This is a genomic window from Limisphaera sp. 4302-co, assembly GCF_049537155.1.
Classification (GTDB): domain Bacteria; phylum Verrucomicrobiota; class Verrucomicrobiia; order Limisphaerales; family Limisphaeraceae; genus Limisphaera.
Map to the genome: position 1 here is coordinate 20,340 of NZ_JBMVQZ010000008.1, position 13,563 is coordinate 33,902.

At 66.5% G+C, this 13,563-nt stretch carries 12 protein-coding genes; 8 read left to right on the top strand and 4 right to left on the bottom strand.

Going from position 1 to position 13,563, the window contains the following annotated elements:
* Nucleotides 1-68 precede the first annotated feature (68 nt).
* The 7 genes from ACPDIX_RS09220 to ACPDIX_RS09250 all read left to right on the top strand — a co-directional run bounded on the left by ACPDIX_RS09220 (nt 69) and on the right by ACPDIX_RS09250 (nt 8,416).
* A complete protein-coding gene (locus ACPDIX_RS09220) occupies nt 69-1,289 on the top strand; it encodes a 5-(carboxyamino)imidazole ribonucleotide synthase (protein ID WP_423431496.1) in 1,221 nt (406 codons plus the stop codon).
* A 3-nt stretch (nt 1,290-1,292) separates the two neighbouring features.
* Nucleotides 1,293-2,990 (top strand): dihydroxy-acid dehydratase, encoded by a 1,698-nt coding sequence (gene ilvD / locus ACPDIX_RS09225; RefSeq protein WP_423431497.1) that lies wholly within the window; start codon nt 1,293-1,295, stop codon nt 2,988-2,990.
* Nucleotides 2,991-3,000: 10 nt separating this feature from the next.
* Nucleotides 3,001-3,510 carry a 5-(carboxyamino)imidazole ribonucleotide mutase gene (gene purE / locus ACPDIX_RS09230; protein WP_423431498.1) on the top strand — a complete coding sequence of 170 codons (510 nt, stop codon included), beginning with the start codon at nt 3,001-3,003 and terminating at the stop codon, nt 3,508-3,510.
* A complete protein-coding gene (locus ACPDIX_RS09235) occupies nt 3,510-4,493 on the top strand; it encodes a sodium-dependent bicarbonate transport family permease (RefSeq protein WP_423431499.1) in 984 nt (327 codons plus the stop codon). Before purE ends, ACPDIX_RS09235 begins: the two co-directional genes overlap by 1 nt.
* Nucleotides 4,493-4,810, top strand: coding sequence for a P-II family nitrogen regulator (locus tag ACPDIX_RS09240; RefSeq protein ID WP_423431500.1), 318 nt, complete (start codon nt 4,493-4,495; stop codon nt 4,808-4,810). Before ACPDIX_RS09235 ends, ACPDIX_RS09240 begins: the two co-directional genes overlap by 1 nt.
* A gap of 78 nt (nt 4,811-4,888) precedes the next feature.
* A complete protein-coding gene (locus ACPDIX_RS09245) occupies nt 4,889-6,184 on the top strand; it encodes a glycosyl hydrolase family 28-related protein (protein WP_423431501.1) in 1,296 nt (431 codons plus the stop codon).
* A gap of 51 nt (nt 6,185-6,235) precedes the next feature.
* Entirely contained in the window at nt 6,236-8,416 is a 2,181-nt protein-coding gene (locus ACPDIX_RS09250) for a right-handed parallel beta-helix repeat-containing protein (protein WP_423431502.1), read from the top strand.
* A 77-nt stretch (nt 8,417-8,493) separates the two neighbouring features.
* Here the strand turns inward: ACPDIX_RS09250 and ACPDIX_RS09255 are convergent, their stop codons facing one another.
* On the bottom strand, nt 8,494-9,405 hold the full coding sequence (locus tag ACPDIX_RS09255; protein ID WP_423431503.1) for an ROK family protein: 912 nt from the start codon (nt 9,403-9,405) through the stop codon (nt 8,494-8,496).
* A gap of 208 nt (nt 9,406-9,613) precedes the next feature.
* Between ACPDIX_RS09255 and ACPDIX_RS09260 the strand changes: the two genes are divergently transcribed.
* On the top strand, nt 9,614-11,134 hold the full coding sequence (locus ACPDIX_RS09260) for a sialate O-acetylesterase (protein WP_423431504.1): 1,521 nt from the start codon (nt 9,614-9,616) through the stop codon (nt 11,132-11,134).
* A 162-nt stretch (nt 11,135-11,296) separates the two neighbouring features.
* Here ACPDIX_RS09260 and ACPDIX_RS09265 read toward each other — a convergent pair whose 3' ends face one another.
* The 3 genes from ACPDIX_RS09265 to ACPDIX_RS09275 all read right to left on the bottom strand — a co-directional run bounded on the left by ACPDIX_RS09265 (nt 11,297) and on the right by ACPDIX_RS09275 (nt 13,512).
* Nucleotides 11,297-11,947 carry an acyloxyacyl hydrolase gene (locus ACPDIX_RS09265; protein ID WP_423431505.1) on the bottom strand — a complete coding sequence of 217 codons (651 nt, stop codon included), beginning with the start codon at nt 11,945-11,947 and terminating at the stop codon, nt 11,297-11,299.
* Nucleotides 11,948-12,034: 87 nt separating this feature from the next.
* Nucleotides 12,035-13,027, bottom strand: a complete 993-nt coding sequence (locus ACPDIX_RS09270; RefSeq protein WP_423431506.1) for a helix-turn-helix transcriptional regulator — start codon at nt 13,025-13,027, stop codon at nt 12,035-12,037.
* Entirely contained in the window at nt 13,024-13,512 is a 489-nt protein-coding gene (locus tag ACPDIX_RS09275; protein ID WP_423431507.1) for a hypothetical protein, read from the bottom strand. The genes ACPDIX_RS09270 and ACPDIX_RS09275 overlap by 4 nt, the downstream gene beginning before the upstream one ends.
* Between the last annotated feature and the right edge of the window lie 51 nt (nt 13,513-13,563).

Genomic DNA, 13,563 nt, shown 5'->3' on the forward strand with positions numbered 1-13,563 from the left:
CATTGCGGGCGGCGCGTCTCGCGCGTTTCCGGGGAGACCCGACGCGGCGGTTGCGACGACGGTGGCGCATGCGTGCAGAAGGCCTTGCGGTGACTGGCGAGCAGGTGAAAGCGGCCTGTTTGGAGGGGACCGGGGCACCGTGCCTGGTGATCCTCGGAGGAGGGCAGCTGGCCCGGATGCTGGCGTTGGCGGCCATGCCGTTGGGGTGCCGGGTTCGATGTGTGGAAACGCACGCGGACTGTCCGGCTGCGTGGGTGGCGCCGGTCACCACGGTCCCTTCCTGGGAAGACGTGCGGGCGGTGGTGTCGGCGGTGGGTGCGGAGGGCGTGGTGACCCTGGAGAACGAATTCATTCCGGACGGCACGATCGAGGCGTTGGCAGCCCGGGGTCGGACGGTGCTTCCGGGTTTTGCCACGATGCGGCGGATTCGCGACAAGTTTTTGCAGAAGACGACGCTGGCGGATGCGGGTCTGCCGGTGCCGGCGTTTGCACCGGTGGCCGGGCCGGAGGAGATCCGGACACGGGGTGCGTCCTGGGGGTGGCCGGTTGTGCTGAAGGCGCGTTGCCATGGTTACGATGGCAAGGGCAACGCAACGCTTCAGGGGCCGGAGGACGCGGAGGAGGCTTGGCGCCGTCTGGGTGGTCCCTCGGGTCGGGCGCTGTACGTGGAGGCGTTTTGTCCTTTTGATCGGGAAATCGCCGTGCAGGTGACACGCGGGCGGGACGGGCGTTCGGTGGTTTATCCCGTGGTGGAGACGGTGCAACGGAACCACATTTGCCATCATGTGTTGGCACCGGCGCGGCTGGGTGGGCCGTTGGCAGCCCGTGCGGCGGAGCTGGCGCAGGCTGCTGTGGAATGCGTGGGTGGTGTGGGGACGTTCGGCGTGGAAATGTTCTTGGATGCCGAGGGGGGCCTTTGGATCAACGAGCTGGCGCCGCGGGTGCACAACTCCGGGCATTACACCATCGAGGCCTGCGAGTGTTCGCAGTTCGAGAACCACGTGCGGGCGGTGCTGGGTTGGCCCTTGGGATCGCCGCGCATGCGGGCGCCCGCAGCCGCGATGGTGAACCTGCTGGGGCGAACGGCGGGCAGCGGCAGGGTGCGCGGGCTCGAGCAGGCGTTGGCCATCCCCGGGGTGCATGTCCACCTTTATGGCAAGTCGCGGTGTGCGCCCGGGCGGAAGATGGGGCATGTGACCGCCCTGGCTGCGGCGGTGGAGGAGGCCTTGGAACGGGCTGCGGCGGCGGCCCGGGCCATCCGTTTTGGCGAAGATCCGCAGGAGGTGTGAATGATGGCGGAGCTACCCCGACCCTGGTCGGCTCGAGTCCTGGACGGGCTGGAGCGTGCGCCGAGCCGCGCGATGCTGTATCCGCTGGGCTTCGGCCCGGAGGATTTCAGGCGGCCGGTGATCGGCATTGCGTCGACCTGGAGCATGGTGACGCCCTGTAACATGCATCTGGATGAACTGGCCCGGGCTGCGGCGGCCGGTGTGGAGCGGGCCGGAGGCAAGGGGTTGATCTTTAACACGATCACCATCTCGGACGGGATTTCCATGGGGACCGAGGGGATGAAGTATTCCCTGGTCTCGCGGGAGGTCATTGCCGATTCGATTGAGACCGTGGTGGCGTGCCAGGGGATGGACGGTTTGGTGGCGCTGGGTGGGTGTGACAAGAACATGCCGGGCTGCATGATTGCCATTGCGCGGTTGAACCGTCCGGCGGTGTTCGTGTACGGGGGGACCATCCTGCCGGGATGTCTGCCCGGTTCGGAGCGCAAGGTGGACATCGTGTCGGTATTCGAGGCTGTCGGGGCGCGCGCGGCCGGCCGGATCACGGATCAGGAACTGGAGGCCATCGAGCGTCATGCTATCCCGGGGCCCGGTTCTTGTGGAGGGATGTACACGGCCAACACGATGGCCAGCGCCATTGAAGCGCTGGGCATGAGCCTGCCCAACAGCTCGGCGCAGAACGCCGTATCACCCGCCAAGAGGGAGGACGCCCGCCGCGCGGGGGAGGCCGTGGTGAACCTGTTGCGGCTGGGATTGAAGCCGCGGGACATCATGACCCGGCCGGCTTTCGAGAATGCCATCACCGTGGTCATCGCACTGGGCGGTTCGACCAACGCCGTGCTGCATTTGTTGGCCATGGCGCATGCGGCGGGTGTGCGGCTGAGTTTGAGGGATTTTGAGCGGATCGGGCGGCGCGTGCCCGTGGTGGCGGATTTGAAGCCGAGCGGCCGTTATTCGATGAGTGACCTGGTGGCGATCGGCGGGATCCGGCCCTTGATGAAGCGGCTGTTGGATGCGGGGCTGTTGCACGGGGATTGTGTCACGGTGACCGGGCGCACGTTGGCGGAGGATCTGAAGGAGGTCGGAGATTATCCCGATGGGCAGGAGATCGTGCGGCCCCTGGATCGGCCGATCAAACCTGACAGCCACCTGGTCATCCTGCGGGGCAACCTGGCGCCCGAAGGGGCGGTGGCCAAGATCACCGGCAAGGAGGGGCTTCGGTTTGAGGGACGCGCCCGTGTGTTCGACTCGGAGGAGGATGCCATGCGGGCCATTTTGGGCCGGCGCATCCGGGAGGGCGACGTGGTGGTGATCCGTTACGAGGGGCCGAAAGGGGGACCGGGCATGCGCGAGATGCTGGGGCCCACTTCGGCGATCATGGGCCAGGGCCTGGGCGCCAAGGTGGCGTTGATCACGGACGGACGTTTCTCGGGAGGGACCCACGGATTCGTCGTCGGGCACATCAGTCCCGAGGCGTTTGTGGGAGGACCGCTGGCCCTTGTGAAGAACGGGGATCGGATTGTCATTGATGCCGTGCGCCGGACGCTTACGCTGGAGGTGCCGGAGGCTGAACTGGCGTCACGGCGGGTCCGGTGGCGTCGGCCGCGGCCCCGTTATCGTCGCGGCGTACTGGCCAAATACGCGCACACGGTCAGCTCGGCCTCCCTGGGTGCGGTGACGGATCTGCATCTCGACGACTGAGGTTGCCAACATGGCGGGAGCATCGTCCGGCAGGCCCCTGGTGGGGATCATCATGGGAAGCGATTCCGACTGGCCGACCTTGAAGGGCGCCGTCGAGGTACTGGAAGAGTTCGGTGTCCCGCACGAGGTGCGGGTGGTTTCGGCTCACCGCACGCCGGATGACATGGCCCGGTACGGCAAGACGGCCGAGGCGCGCGGGTTGCGGGTGATCATCGCCGGTGCGGGCGGTGCGGCGCATCTGCCGGGCATGGTGGCCAGTCACACCGTGTTGCCCGTGATCGGAGTGCCGGTATTGACGCAGGCGTTGCACGGGCTGGACTCGCTGTTGTCCATTGTGCAGATGCCGGCGGGGGTGCCGGTGGCCACGGTGGCCATTGGTAATGCGCGCAATGCGGGTCTGCTGGCGGTGCGCATTCTGGCCGTTCAAGACGACCGGTTGCGCGCGCGGTTGCACCGGTACCGGACCCGAATGGCACGCGAGTCGCGCGCCAAGAATCGCAATCTGCAAGCTGGCGGGTGATGGAGTTCTGGGAGAGTGTCCGGCTGAATCTGGCCTCGCCCCCGATCCTGTTTTTTGCGCTGGGGTTGCTGTCGGTTTTGCTCCGAACCGATTTGCGTCTGCCGGAGCCGGTTTACGTGGGGTTGAGCACCTACCTGCTGCTGGCGATCGGGTTCAAGGGGGGTGTGGCGTTGGCGGAGGCGGGGTTGCGGGAGGTCTGGCTGCCCGGCCTGGCAGCGATGGCGATGGGGACGGTGATCCCGTTGTGGTGTTATGTGGTGTTGCGTGTGGGATTGCGTCTGTCTGCAGTGGACGCGGCCGCGATTGGTGCACATTACGGGTCGGTCAGCGCGGTGACCTTCGTGACGGCCGTGCAGTATCTGAAGGATCTGGGCGTTCCGTTCGAGGGATACGCCAGTGCCTTTCTGGCGGTGATGGAGTCGCCGGCCATTGTGGTGGGGGTCCTGCTGGGGCGGTGGGCCACGCGACACGGGGGATTGACGGGCCGGGAATGGCGTCGTCTGGCGCACGAGGCGTTGTTGGGCCGGAGTGTCTTTCTGCTGGTGGGATCGCTGCTGGCCGGCGCGGTGTGCGGGCGACGAGGTCTGGAGATGACCGAGGGTTTGTTCGTCACGCCGTTTCAAGGGTTGCTGACGTTGTTCCTGTTTGAGATGGGGATGGTGGCGGCGCGGCGGTTGGGCGATTTGCGGAAGGTGGGGCCCGCCCTGGCGGTGTTCGGGGTGGTGATGCCCGTGGCGCACGCGGTGCTGGGGCTTTGGGTGGGACACTGGACGGGGCTCAGCCCCGGAGGCGCATTTCTGATGGGGGTTCTGGCGGCGAGTGCATCCTACATTGCGGCGCCCGCGGCGATGCGTCTGGCCCTGCCCGAGGCGAATCCCACGCTCTACCTGACGGCCTCGCTTGCGGTGACGTTTCCCTTCAACGTGACCCTGGGGCTGCCGCTTTATGCGCAGATGATCCGGTGGTTTCTGGGAGGCTTCTGATGAACGGGCATTCCATGACGCTGGTGACGGTGGTCTGCGAGGCGCTGGCCCGGACTCCGTTGTTGGAACTGTTGCGGCAACTGGGCATCCATGGCTACACGCTCTTCCCGGTTGAGGGCGCCGGGTCGAAGGGGGATCGCCCGGCCGACATCGAGGAGTTCGGCAACATCCAGGTGGAGATCATTGTTCCGGAGGAGACGGCCCGGCTGTTGACGGAGCGGCTGGCGGCGGAGTTTCTGACACGTTTTGCGGCCATCGTGTACAGCACCGAGGTGCGGGTGATCCGGCCGGAGAAGTTTCGTCCGCATCGGAGTTGAGCCGGGCCCGGGCCGGGCCGGGAGCGGAGTCGGAAGCAATTGCCCGGCCCGGGGTGTGGGGTTTATGCTGTGCGGGTCATGCGAACCAGTTGGCGTCCTCTTGTCCGGTTGGGTGTGGTGTGGGGGTGTGCCTTGGCGTGGACAACGAATGCGGCTGTCACGGATCGCTGGAACGTGCTGGATTACGGTGCCGTGCCGGATGGTCGCACCGATTGCACGGCCGCTTTTCAGCGGGCCCTGGACGAGGCCGGCCGGCAAGGTGGCGGTGTCGTGTACGCGCCGCGGGGTCAGTACCGCTTCGAAGGGTCCCTTCAAGTTCCGCCCGGTGTGACGCTGCGCGGCGTTTGGGAATCTGTACCGGCCCACAACGGCATCCGGGATCGCGGCCTGCCCAAGCCGACCGACGACGGCACCACCTTCCTGGTCACCGGCGGTGCCGGTTCGGAAGACGGGCCGCCCTTCATCACGTTGAACCACAACAGCACGCTCAAAGGGGTGGTGATCTACTATCCCGACCAGGATCCCGAGCTCGAACCCAGGCCGTATCCCTGGGCGATTGCCATGCGGGGGAAAAACCCGGCGGTGCTGGCCGTGGAACTGCTCAATCCCTACCAGGGCATCGACGCCTCGAACAATGAGCGGCATCTCATCCGTGACGTGCACGGGCAACCGCTGCGGCGGGGCATTTACGTGGATGCCATCTACGACATCGGCCGGATCGAGAACGTGCATTTCAACCCCTGGTGGAGTTTGCGGCCGCGGTTGCGGGCCTGGCAGCAGGAGAACGGGGAGGCTTTCATTTTCGGGCGCAGCGACTGGCAGTACGTGTTCAACACGTTCTGTTTCGGCTACAACGTGGGTTACAAGTTCATCGCCACGCGGGCCGGGGTGTGCAACGGCAATTTTCTGGGGATCGGTGCGGACGATTGTTACACCGCCGTGATGGTGGAGCAGAGCGCCCCGTACGGCCTGCTGATCAGCAACGGGGAATTTGTTTCCTTTAACGGGCCGGACCCGACCATGGTGCGCGTGGATGCACGTCACACGGGCACGGTCCGGTTCGTGAACTGCGCTTTTTGGGGACCGTGCAATCAGATTGCCCGGGTTTCAGGGCAGGGCACCGTGGGCTTCAGCGACTGCACGTTCGTGCAGTGGGACCGAAACAACGAAGGGCGGCACGCCCTTCAGATCGAGAGCGGCCGGGTGCTGGTGCGGGGGTGCGAGTTTCAGGCTGCCAAGCCGCAGGTCAGCCTGGGCGAAGGGGTGCAACGGGCGGTGGTCACCGGGAACCTGATGCGGGGACGGTTGGCGATCCGGGCGCCCGCGCGGCCCGGCATCGTCGTCCGGGACAATGCGGCCGAGGACAGTCCCTGAAGAACCTGATGCGCGGCGGCGTGTGAGTGGCCCGGAACGGAGTGCGGAGCCATGAGAACGGGTCAATCCAAGGGAACGGGTGCGGGGTTGAGGAATCGTATGGCCGTGTTGCGAGGCTTTTGGGGTTTGCTGGCCGGGCTGTGGATGGGTGGCGCGGCCGTCCTGTCCGGTGGCGAGGGCAGGGGGCCTGCCGGCCCGGTGTTTTACGTGGCAGTGACCGGCAACGACGCGTGGTCGGGCCGGTCGCCGGAGGCACGGCCGGAGTTGGGGCAGGGACCGTTTGCGACGTTGGATCGGGCGTTGGCGGCAGTGCGGGAGGCGCGGAAGGCGGGCACGATTCCGTCAGGGATGACGGCCCGGATCTGCCTGCGCGGGGGTACGTGGTTTTTGGAGGAACCGGTGGTGCTGACGCCGGAGGACTCGAATCTGGAGATCGTGGCGTATGGGAATGAGGTCCCGGTTTTGAGTGCCGGGCGGCCGGTGACCGGGTGGGGGGTGGTGGTGCGCGGCAGCGACACGTGGTGGGAGACGGGCCTGCCGGAATGGCGCGGCGCAGCCGGGCCGCATCGCCAGTTGTGGGTGGACGGCCGGCGGGCCGTCCGTGCACGACATCCGGACCGGGGTTATCTCCCGGTTGCGGCCGTGCCGGATGCCACGCCGCGTTGGCACGATGGCCAGCGCCGGTTCCAGTGTCGGCCGGGGGACGTGCCGGTGGGCCCCACGCTGACCGATGCCGATGCGGTGGTGATGAACCGGTGGACGGATTCGCATCTGCCGATCGTGGGTTGGGATCCCGAGGGGCACATTCTGAGTTTTGGCAAACGGTCCGTTTACCAGTTGCAGCCCGGCGATCTCTATTATTTGGAGGGCGCCTGGGAGTTTTGCGATGCGCCCGGCGAGTGGTGGTTGGACCCGGACAACGGCCGGCTGGTTTACCGGCCCCGGCCGGGCGAGGATCCGGTTCGCAGTCGGGCGATCGTGGCACGGGCGCCTGTGGTGCTGCGGATCGAAGGGCAGCCCGAACGCAATGCGTACGTGGAGAACCTGAGGTTGGCGGGACTGACCTTTTCGCACACCGAATGGTGGTTTCCGACCGATCCGGAGACGGCCCGGCGTCTGGCCATGGCCTGGCCGGCGCCGGCGCATGAAGTGGGCGGGTTTGGCCAGGCCGCCGTGGGTGTGCCGGCGGCGGTGCAGGCGGTGGGTTTGCACCGGAGCCGGATCGAACGTTGCCGGTTCGTGAATCTGGGTACATACGGGCTGGAACTGGGCCGGGGCTGTGTGTCGAACCGCGTGTGGCGCTGTGAGTTTGCCGACCTGGGCGCGGGCGGGATCAAGATCGGTGAGACGGTGATCCGCCCGGCCGAGCGGGACGTTGCCCGGGCCAACGAGGTGGCGGACTGCCACCTGCATTTCGGAGGCCGCATCTTCCACAGTGCGGTGGCCATCTGGATCGGCCAGTCACCGGACAACCGGATCCTTCACAATCACATTCACGACTTCTATTACACGGGCATCTCCGTGGGTTGGACGTGGGGCTATGACCCGCGCGCGCTGGCCACGAACCAACTGGTGGCGTGGAACCATGTGCACCACATCGGGGTGCAATCCGATGGGGACGGGCCGATCCTCAGCGACATGGGCGGCATCTACACCCTGGGGCGGCAGATCGGCACGCGGATCGTCAACAACCTGTGGCACGACATCGCCGGCGTACGGTACGGCGGTTGGGGGATCTATTTTGACGAAGGCACGCACGGGATCGTGGCCGAGAGCAATCTGGTCTACCGGACCACGCACGGCGGCTTTCATCAGCACTACGGTGCCACCAATCTTGTCAGGAACAACATCTTCGCCTTCGGCCGCGATCAACAACTGCAACGCACGCGCGACGAGGATCACGTGAGCTTCATCTTCACCAACAACATCGTCCTTTTTGACAACGGCGTGGTGTTGGGCGGGAGCTGGCACAACGACCGGTTCGTGATGGATTTCAACCTTTACTGGGACCTGCGTCCGGATGCGCGCTGGACCGAGCCGCGATTTGCCGGTGCGACTTGGGAGCAGTGGCGCGCGCGGGGCCATGACCGCCACAGTCTGATCGGCGATCCCATGTTCGCCGCGCCGCAAGCGGGAGATTTCCGTATTCGCAGCGGGTCGGCCGCGCGGTTCATCGGGTTCCAGCCGCCGGACTTGCGCGAGGTGGGGCCGCGGGAGGACGTTGCGGACTGACGGCTGCCGGGGGTGACGGATTCGTCCGCCGGTCCCCGCGGGTCTTTTGCGCTGCGCAACGGCCCGCGCCCCGCGACCTAGGCCCAACGCGCCATTTCGATTGCCCCCACGGGCACGGCGTCGCGTCCCAGGGCGGACAGTGCCAGTTTGGGTCCCGGCTGGAAGGCGTTCATGAGATGGCGGGGGAGGTGACGGGCCACGGCCGCCCGCAGGGGCTCGCCCACGCCGGCCAGGCCGCCGCCCAGGATGACGATTTCGGGGTGGAAAAGGTGCACCGCGTGGGAGAGGCCGAACGCGAAGTCGTCGGCCCACTCTTCGAGGAGGCGTTGGGCGAGTGGATCGCCCTCCGCGAGGGCGGCTGCCAGGTGCCGGGCTTCGTGCCCCGGATCCTCGCGGACTCTTCGACCAAGAGGCGTGCCGGGTGCAGCCGCCACGGCTTGGCGGACGCGTTCGTTCATGGCCCAGCCCGAGCAACGCGACTCGAGGGTGGTGCCCTGGCGGTCCAACCGGAGGTGGCCCAGCTCGGCCTCGCCGGGTGGAACGCCGTGGTAAACGCGGCCGCCCACGACCAGTCCGCCGCCCACCCCGCTGCCGATGGTCACGTAGAACACCGGATCGTGTGCCCGTCCGGCGCCGTGCCAGGCCTCGCCCAAGGCGGCGACGTTGGCATCGTTGTCCACCAGGACGGGCACGTCCACCATCGTTCGAATCCATTCGGCCAGCGGGAAGCCGGCCCACCCGGGGATTTGATGGGACTGAGTCACCGTGCCGGTCTTCCAGTGGACAGGACCGCCAAACCCCACCCCCACGGCGCGGACATCGTGGCCACGGATCAAGTTGGGCAGTTCCCGCGCAATCCATTGCCGGATGCCTTCGGCGCCTGCAGCAGGCTCGACCCGTGTTTCCTTGCGGTTCAACACGTGAAAGGGCGTTTCCGCCACGATCATTTGAAGTTTCGTCCCGCCGATTTCCAATCCCACGAACGCCATGCAGCGGAGGGTATGCGGTCAGGCGCGGGGTGGCAAATGATGGGACAACCCGCATGCGGGTCGGAGCCTGTCCCCGCCCCGGGCGGCGGGAGAGTGTCCGGCGGTTGCGGAGGTTGCCGGGCGGAGTCGGTTCGGCGGGGGCGTGTTGGTCCCGTCGGGTCAAAGTTCGTCATTGACAGACCTCGACGGCGACCTTGCACTGCGGTGCATGATTGAGCGAGTTCGCCTCTCATCCGTTTGGGCCTGCCTGCTTGCCCTGGCCGGCGCACCGATCGTTCATGCCGATTTCCAGGTTGCACCCGTGTTCAGCGACCACATGGTGTTGCAACAAGGTCAGCCGGTGCCGGTCTGGGGCTGGGGTGATGATGGTGAACGCATCACCGTGCAGATCGGCTCGCGCCGCGCCACCGCCGTGGTTCACAACGGCCGCTGGGAGGTGCGGCTGCGCCCCATGAAAGCCGGCGGCCCGTGGACCTTGGAGGTGCGGTCGCCATCGCGTTCCGTGACCTTCACCAACGTCCTGGTGGGAGAGGTCTGGCTGTGCAGCGGCCAGTCGAACATGGAATGGCCGTTGGAGCGGAGTTACCAGCCGGAGGCGGACATTGCGTCGGCGACGAACCGTCTGATTCGCTTTCTGGACGTGCCCAATGTGAAGGCGGAGGCACCCACCATCCGGCTCAACGCCCGATGGGAGGTTTGCTCACCGGATCGCGCCCGTACGTTCTCGGCTGTGGCGTATTATTTCGGCCGCGCATTGTACGAGGCCCGCAGGGTGCCGATCGGCCTGATTCGTTCCGACTGGGGAGGTTCGCCGGCCGAGGCGTGGATGAGCCGGGAATCGCTGGAGATGCGACCCCGCTACGTCCGGGAAATTCTCGACCCGTTTCCCGAGCAGTGGCGGCGGTATCAGGAGAGCCTTGAAGAGTGGCGTCGGGCCCGCGAGGAAGCGCAGCGGGAGGGCCGCGAGTTCAAGCGCAATGCGCCCTGGCCGCCGTGGCGGCCCTCCGAACTCTATCACGGGATGATCGTGCCTTTGATTCCATATGCCATCAAGGGGGTGATCTGGTACCAGGGCGAATCCAACGCGGGTCGGGCCGAGCAGTATCGAACCCTGTTTCAGGATCTGATCCGGAACTGGCGGCGCGACTGGGGCCAGGGGGATTTCCCGTTCCTGGCCGTGCAACTGGCGCCCTTCATGGCGGTTCGGGACGAGCCCGGGGAAAGCGCTTCGGCGGAGCTGCGCGAAGCGCAGGTGCTGGCCATGCGGCAGCTGCCGAAGGTGGGGGTGGTGGTGACGACGGACGTGGGCGACCCGAACGACATCCATCCGGTGTGGAAGAAACCCGTGGGCGAGCGGCTGGCGCTGGCGGCCCGCGCCCTGGCGTATGGGGAAAAGATCACCTGGTCGGGACCTCTTTATCGCAGCGTGCGGTTCGAGGGCTCGAAGGCGATTGTATCCTTTGATCACGTGGGCAAGGGGCTGGAGGCCCGCGGCGGTCCGTTGAAGGGATTTGCGGTCTGCGGCGAGGACCGCCGCTGGTTGTGGGCCGAAGCCCGCATCGTGGGGGACGAGGTGGAGGTTTGGAGTCCGCAGGTGCCGCGTCCGGTTGCGGTCCGATACGGGTGGGCCGACTGTCCGGTGGTGAACCTCTGGAACCGGGACGGTCTTCCGGCTTCGCCCTTCCGGACCGACGATTTCCCTCTGACGACCGCACCGCGCGAACCTTGACGAAAAAAGGCGGGGCTGGGGGCGGGGGGCGGAGGACATTCCCGCCCGCCGCGGGCGGAGTGTTTGGTTCGGATTCTCCCTCCGTGCGGCGGCCGGCTTGCCTGTGTCGGCTGTGTGTTGGGCGGCACGGTTGCGTCCGGCGGCGGTCGGCCGGGCTCCCCATCAGAATCGGTAGTACAACGTGAACGTGTGGCTGTTGAGACCCGGGTTGCGGGAGCTGAGGCTGGCGTTGGACATGTGTTCGAACCGGTACCCGCAACCGAAGTGACGGGTGAGGTCCCAGTTCATCCCTGCGTAGCTGGTGAATTGGAAATTGATGCCGAGGTCGAGCCCGCCGAAGGTATGCCGGGTCAGCGCCGTCGGGCTGATTCCCAACTCGATCCAGAATGGCGAGTCCGGCGGGCGCACGGAAAGGGCCGGCCCGGCGCGGAAAAGCCCGGAGGTTTCCCCCCGGCCGCCCAACCAGCCCAGGCTGACGCTGAGGTGGGTCTCGATTTGCCACCCGGAAGGGCGCGACCATCCCCAGGGGAGGCGCCACCAGGCGAAGGCTTCGCCACTGCCCATGTCACGTCCGCGTTGGTTGATGGCCAGGGAGGCGTGCCAGCCTGCCAAGACGGGTTGGAGATTCACGGGATCCTGCGAATCCGAGGCCGGGACCGGCTGGCCGGCAAGGACAAAAGCGACGCCCAAGGCCAGCCCGGAGGCGGAGGCCCGCCGTCCCAGCCGGGCGGACGCGCCGCTGGTGCGCCGCGGCACCGGTACGCCTTCCGGACCGAGGGAGGGGAGTTCGACCGCTTCAGGTGCCTTTTGCATGCCCCGCACGTTAAAGACCCGCGCAAGAGGCTGCAATGAGTCAGTCAGCACCGGCTGCCCGCCGCCTGTGGAAAACGATGGGGTGTTTCAGGTCGAATGCCCGGTCAGCAGCCGGGAGGCCGCATCGTGGACGCGCTGGATCAGTTCTTTGGGCCGCAGTACGCGTGCCTGTCCACCCCAGCTCAGCACCCAGCGCGTGATTTCCTCCAGCTCCGACAATTCCAAGTGGAGCTCCACACTGCCGTCGCGCCGGTCACGGAGCTGCTGGGTGGGGTGCCACTTCTTTTCCCGAACGTAGTCGGCGGCCGGCGGTTGAAACAGGATGGCGACGTGATAATGGCCCGTGCCGGAGCGGACGCCGAAACTGCCCCGCAACAAATCGTCCGGCGAAAAACGGCCCGGCCGGCGAAATCTGCGGCCGGTGAACCGAACCTCCTGAATGCGGGCGGGCACGAACGTCCGTAGCGATCCCCGGAGGTGGTCATGGGCGAAGAGGTACCATTCGCCGTTGATGTTGGCCAGGTGGTAGGGATCGATGCGGCGTTGTTCGGGCCGGGTCTGGCCGGGTTTGCGGTAAAGGATCTCGAGCTGTTCGCGGCGGGTGACTGCGCGGGTGAGGGCGTCAAACACACCGAGATCGAGCCGGGGTTCGACCCGCTGGCGAAAAGAAAAGGAGCGGGCCACGTCTGCCAGACTGACCGAGATGGTCTCGGGCAGGCCCTGCTCCATCTTCTGGATGGCGCTCAGCAAGGGTCGCTCGAACGGCGTGCCCCGGTATTGTTGGAGTGCCTTCTCGGCCAGCACCAGCGCCACCAGCTCGCCCTCTGTCAGCTTCAGGTTGGGAAAGGATTCGACCGGTTCGGTGTAGTGGTATCCGAACCGGCGCGCGTCATAAGCCAGCGGCAATCCCAGCCGATCCCGCATGAACTCCAGGTCGCGATGGACGGTTTTGGTGCTGACCTCCAGGAGCCCGGCCAGTTGATGGGCGTTGGGGAAATGCCCGGCCTGGACCTCCTGGTGGATGCGCAGCATCCGTTCCAGGGGCGGTCGCGACCTGCCACGGCGTCCGGCCTGACTCATGTGCCTTTCGACATCATCTGGGTCGAAGGGGTTGGATGCGTCAAGCTCGTGTCGCTGAGGACGACCAGACCGTCAATTTTCTGGGCTCCGTTGCCCCGCAGGCAGACAACCCGGGCGAACCCCTGCTGGAAAAGCAACGTCTCCCACTGCCGGATCAGCCGGGCCTGCTCCTCCGGGTTGTAGTTGATGCCCAGGACCACCACGCCCAGGTCCCGGCCCGTATCCAGCCGCTGCAGGTGCCGGGCGAAGTTCGACCGGTTCACGGGCACGAGGAAACCGTCCTTCCGATATTCGGGCCGCAGAATATGGAACTGATTCCAACTGTAGAACTGGACGACCAGGTTGGCGCGGTCGCCCTCGTGGAACCGCGGCAGATGAGCCGGGTCGGGGTCCAACGTGCCACAACCGGTCCACGCGACGGCCAGTGCCACGATGGTCAGCGTGCCGGGAAAACCGTCTCGTGCGTATGCGCGAATGCCTTTCATACCCGGCCGACACAGGAGCAACCGGCGGGCCAATTGGCCGCGGCGCGTGGG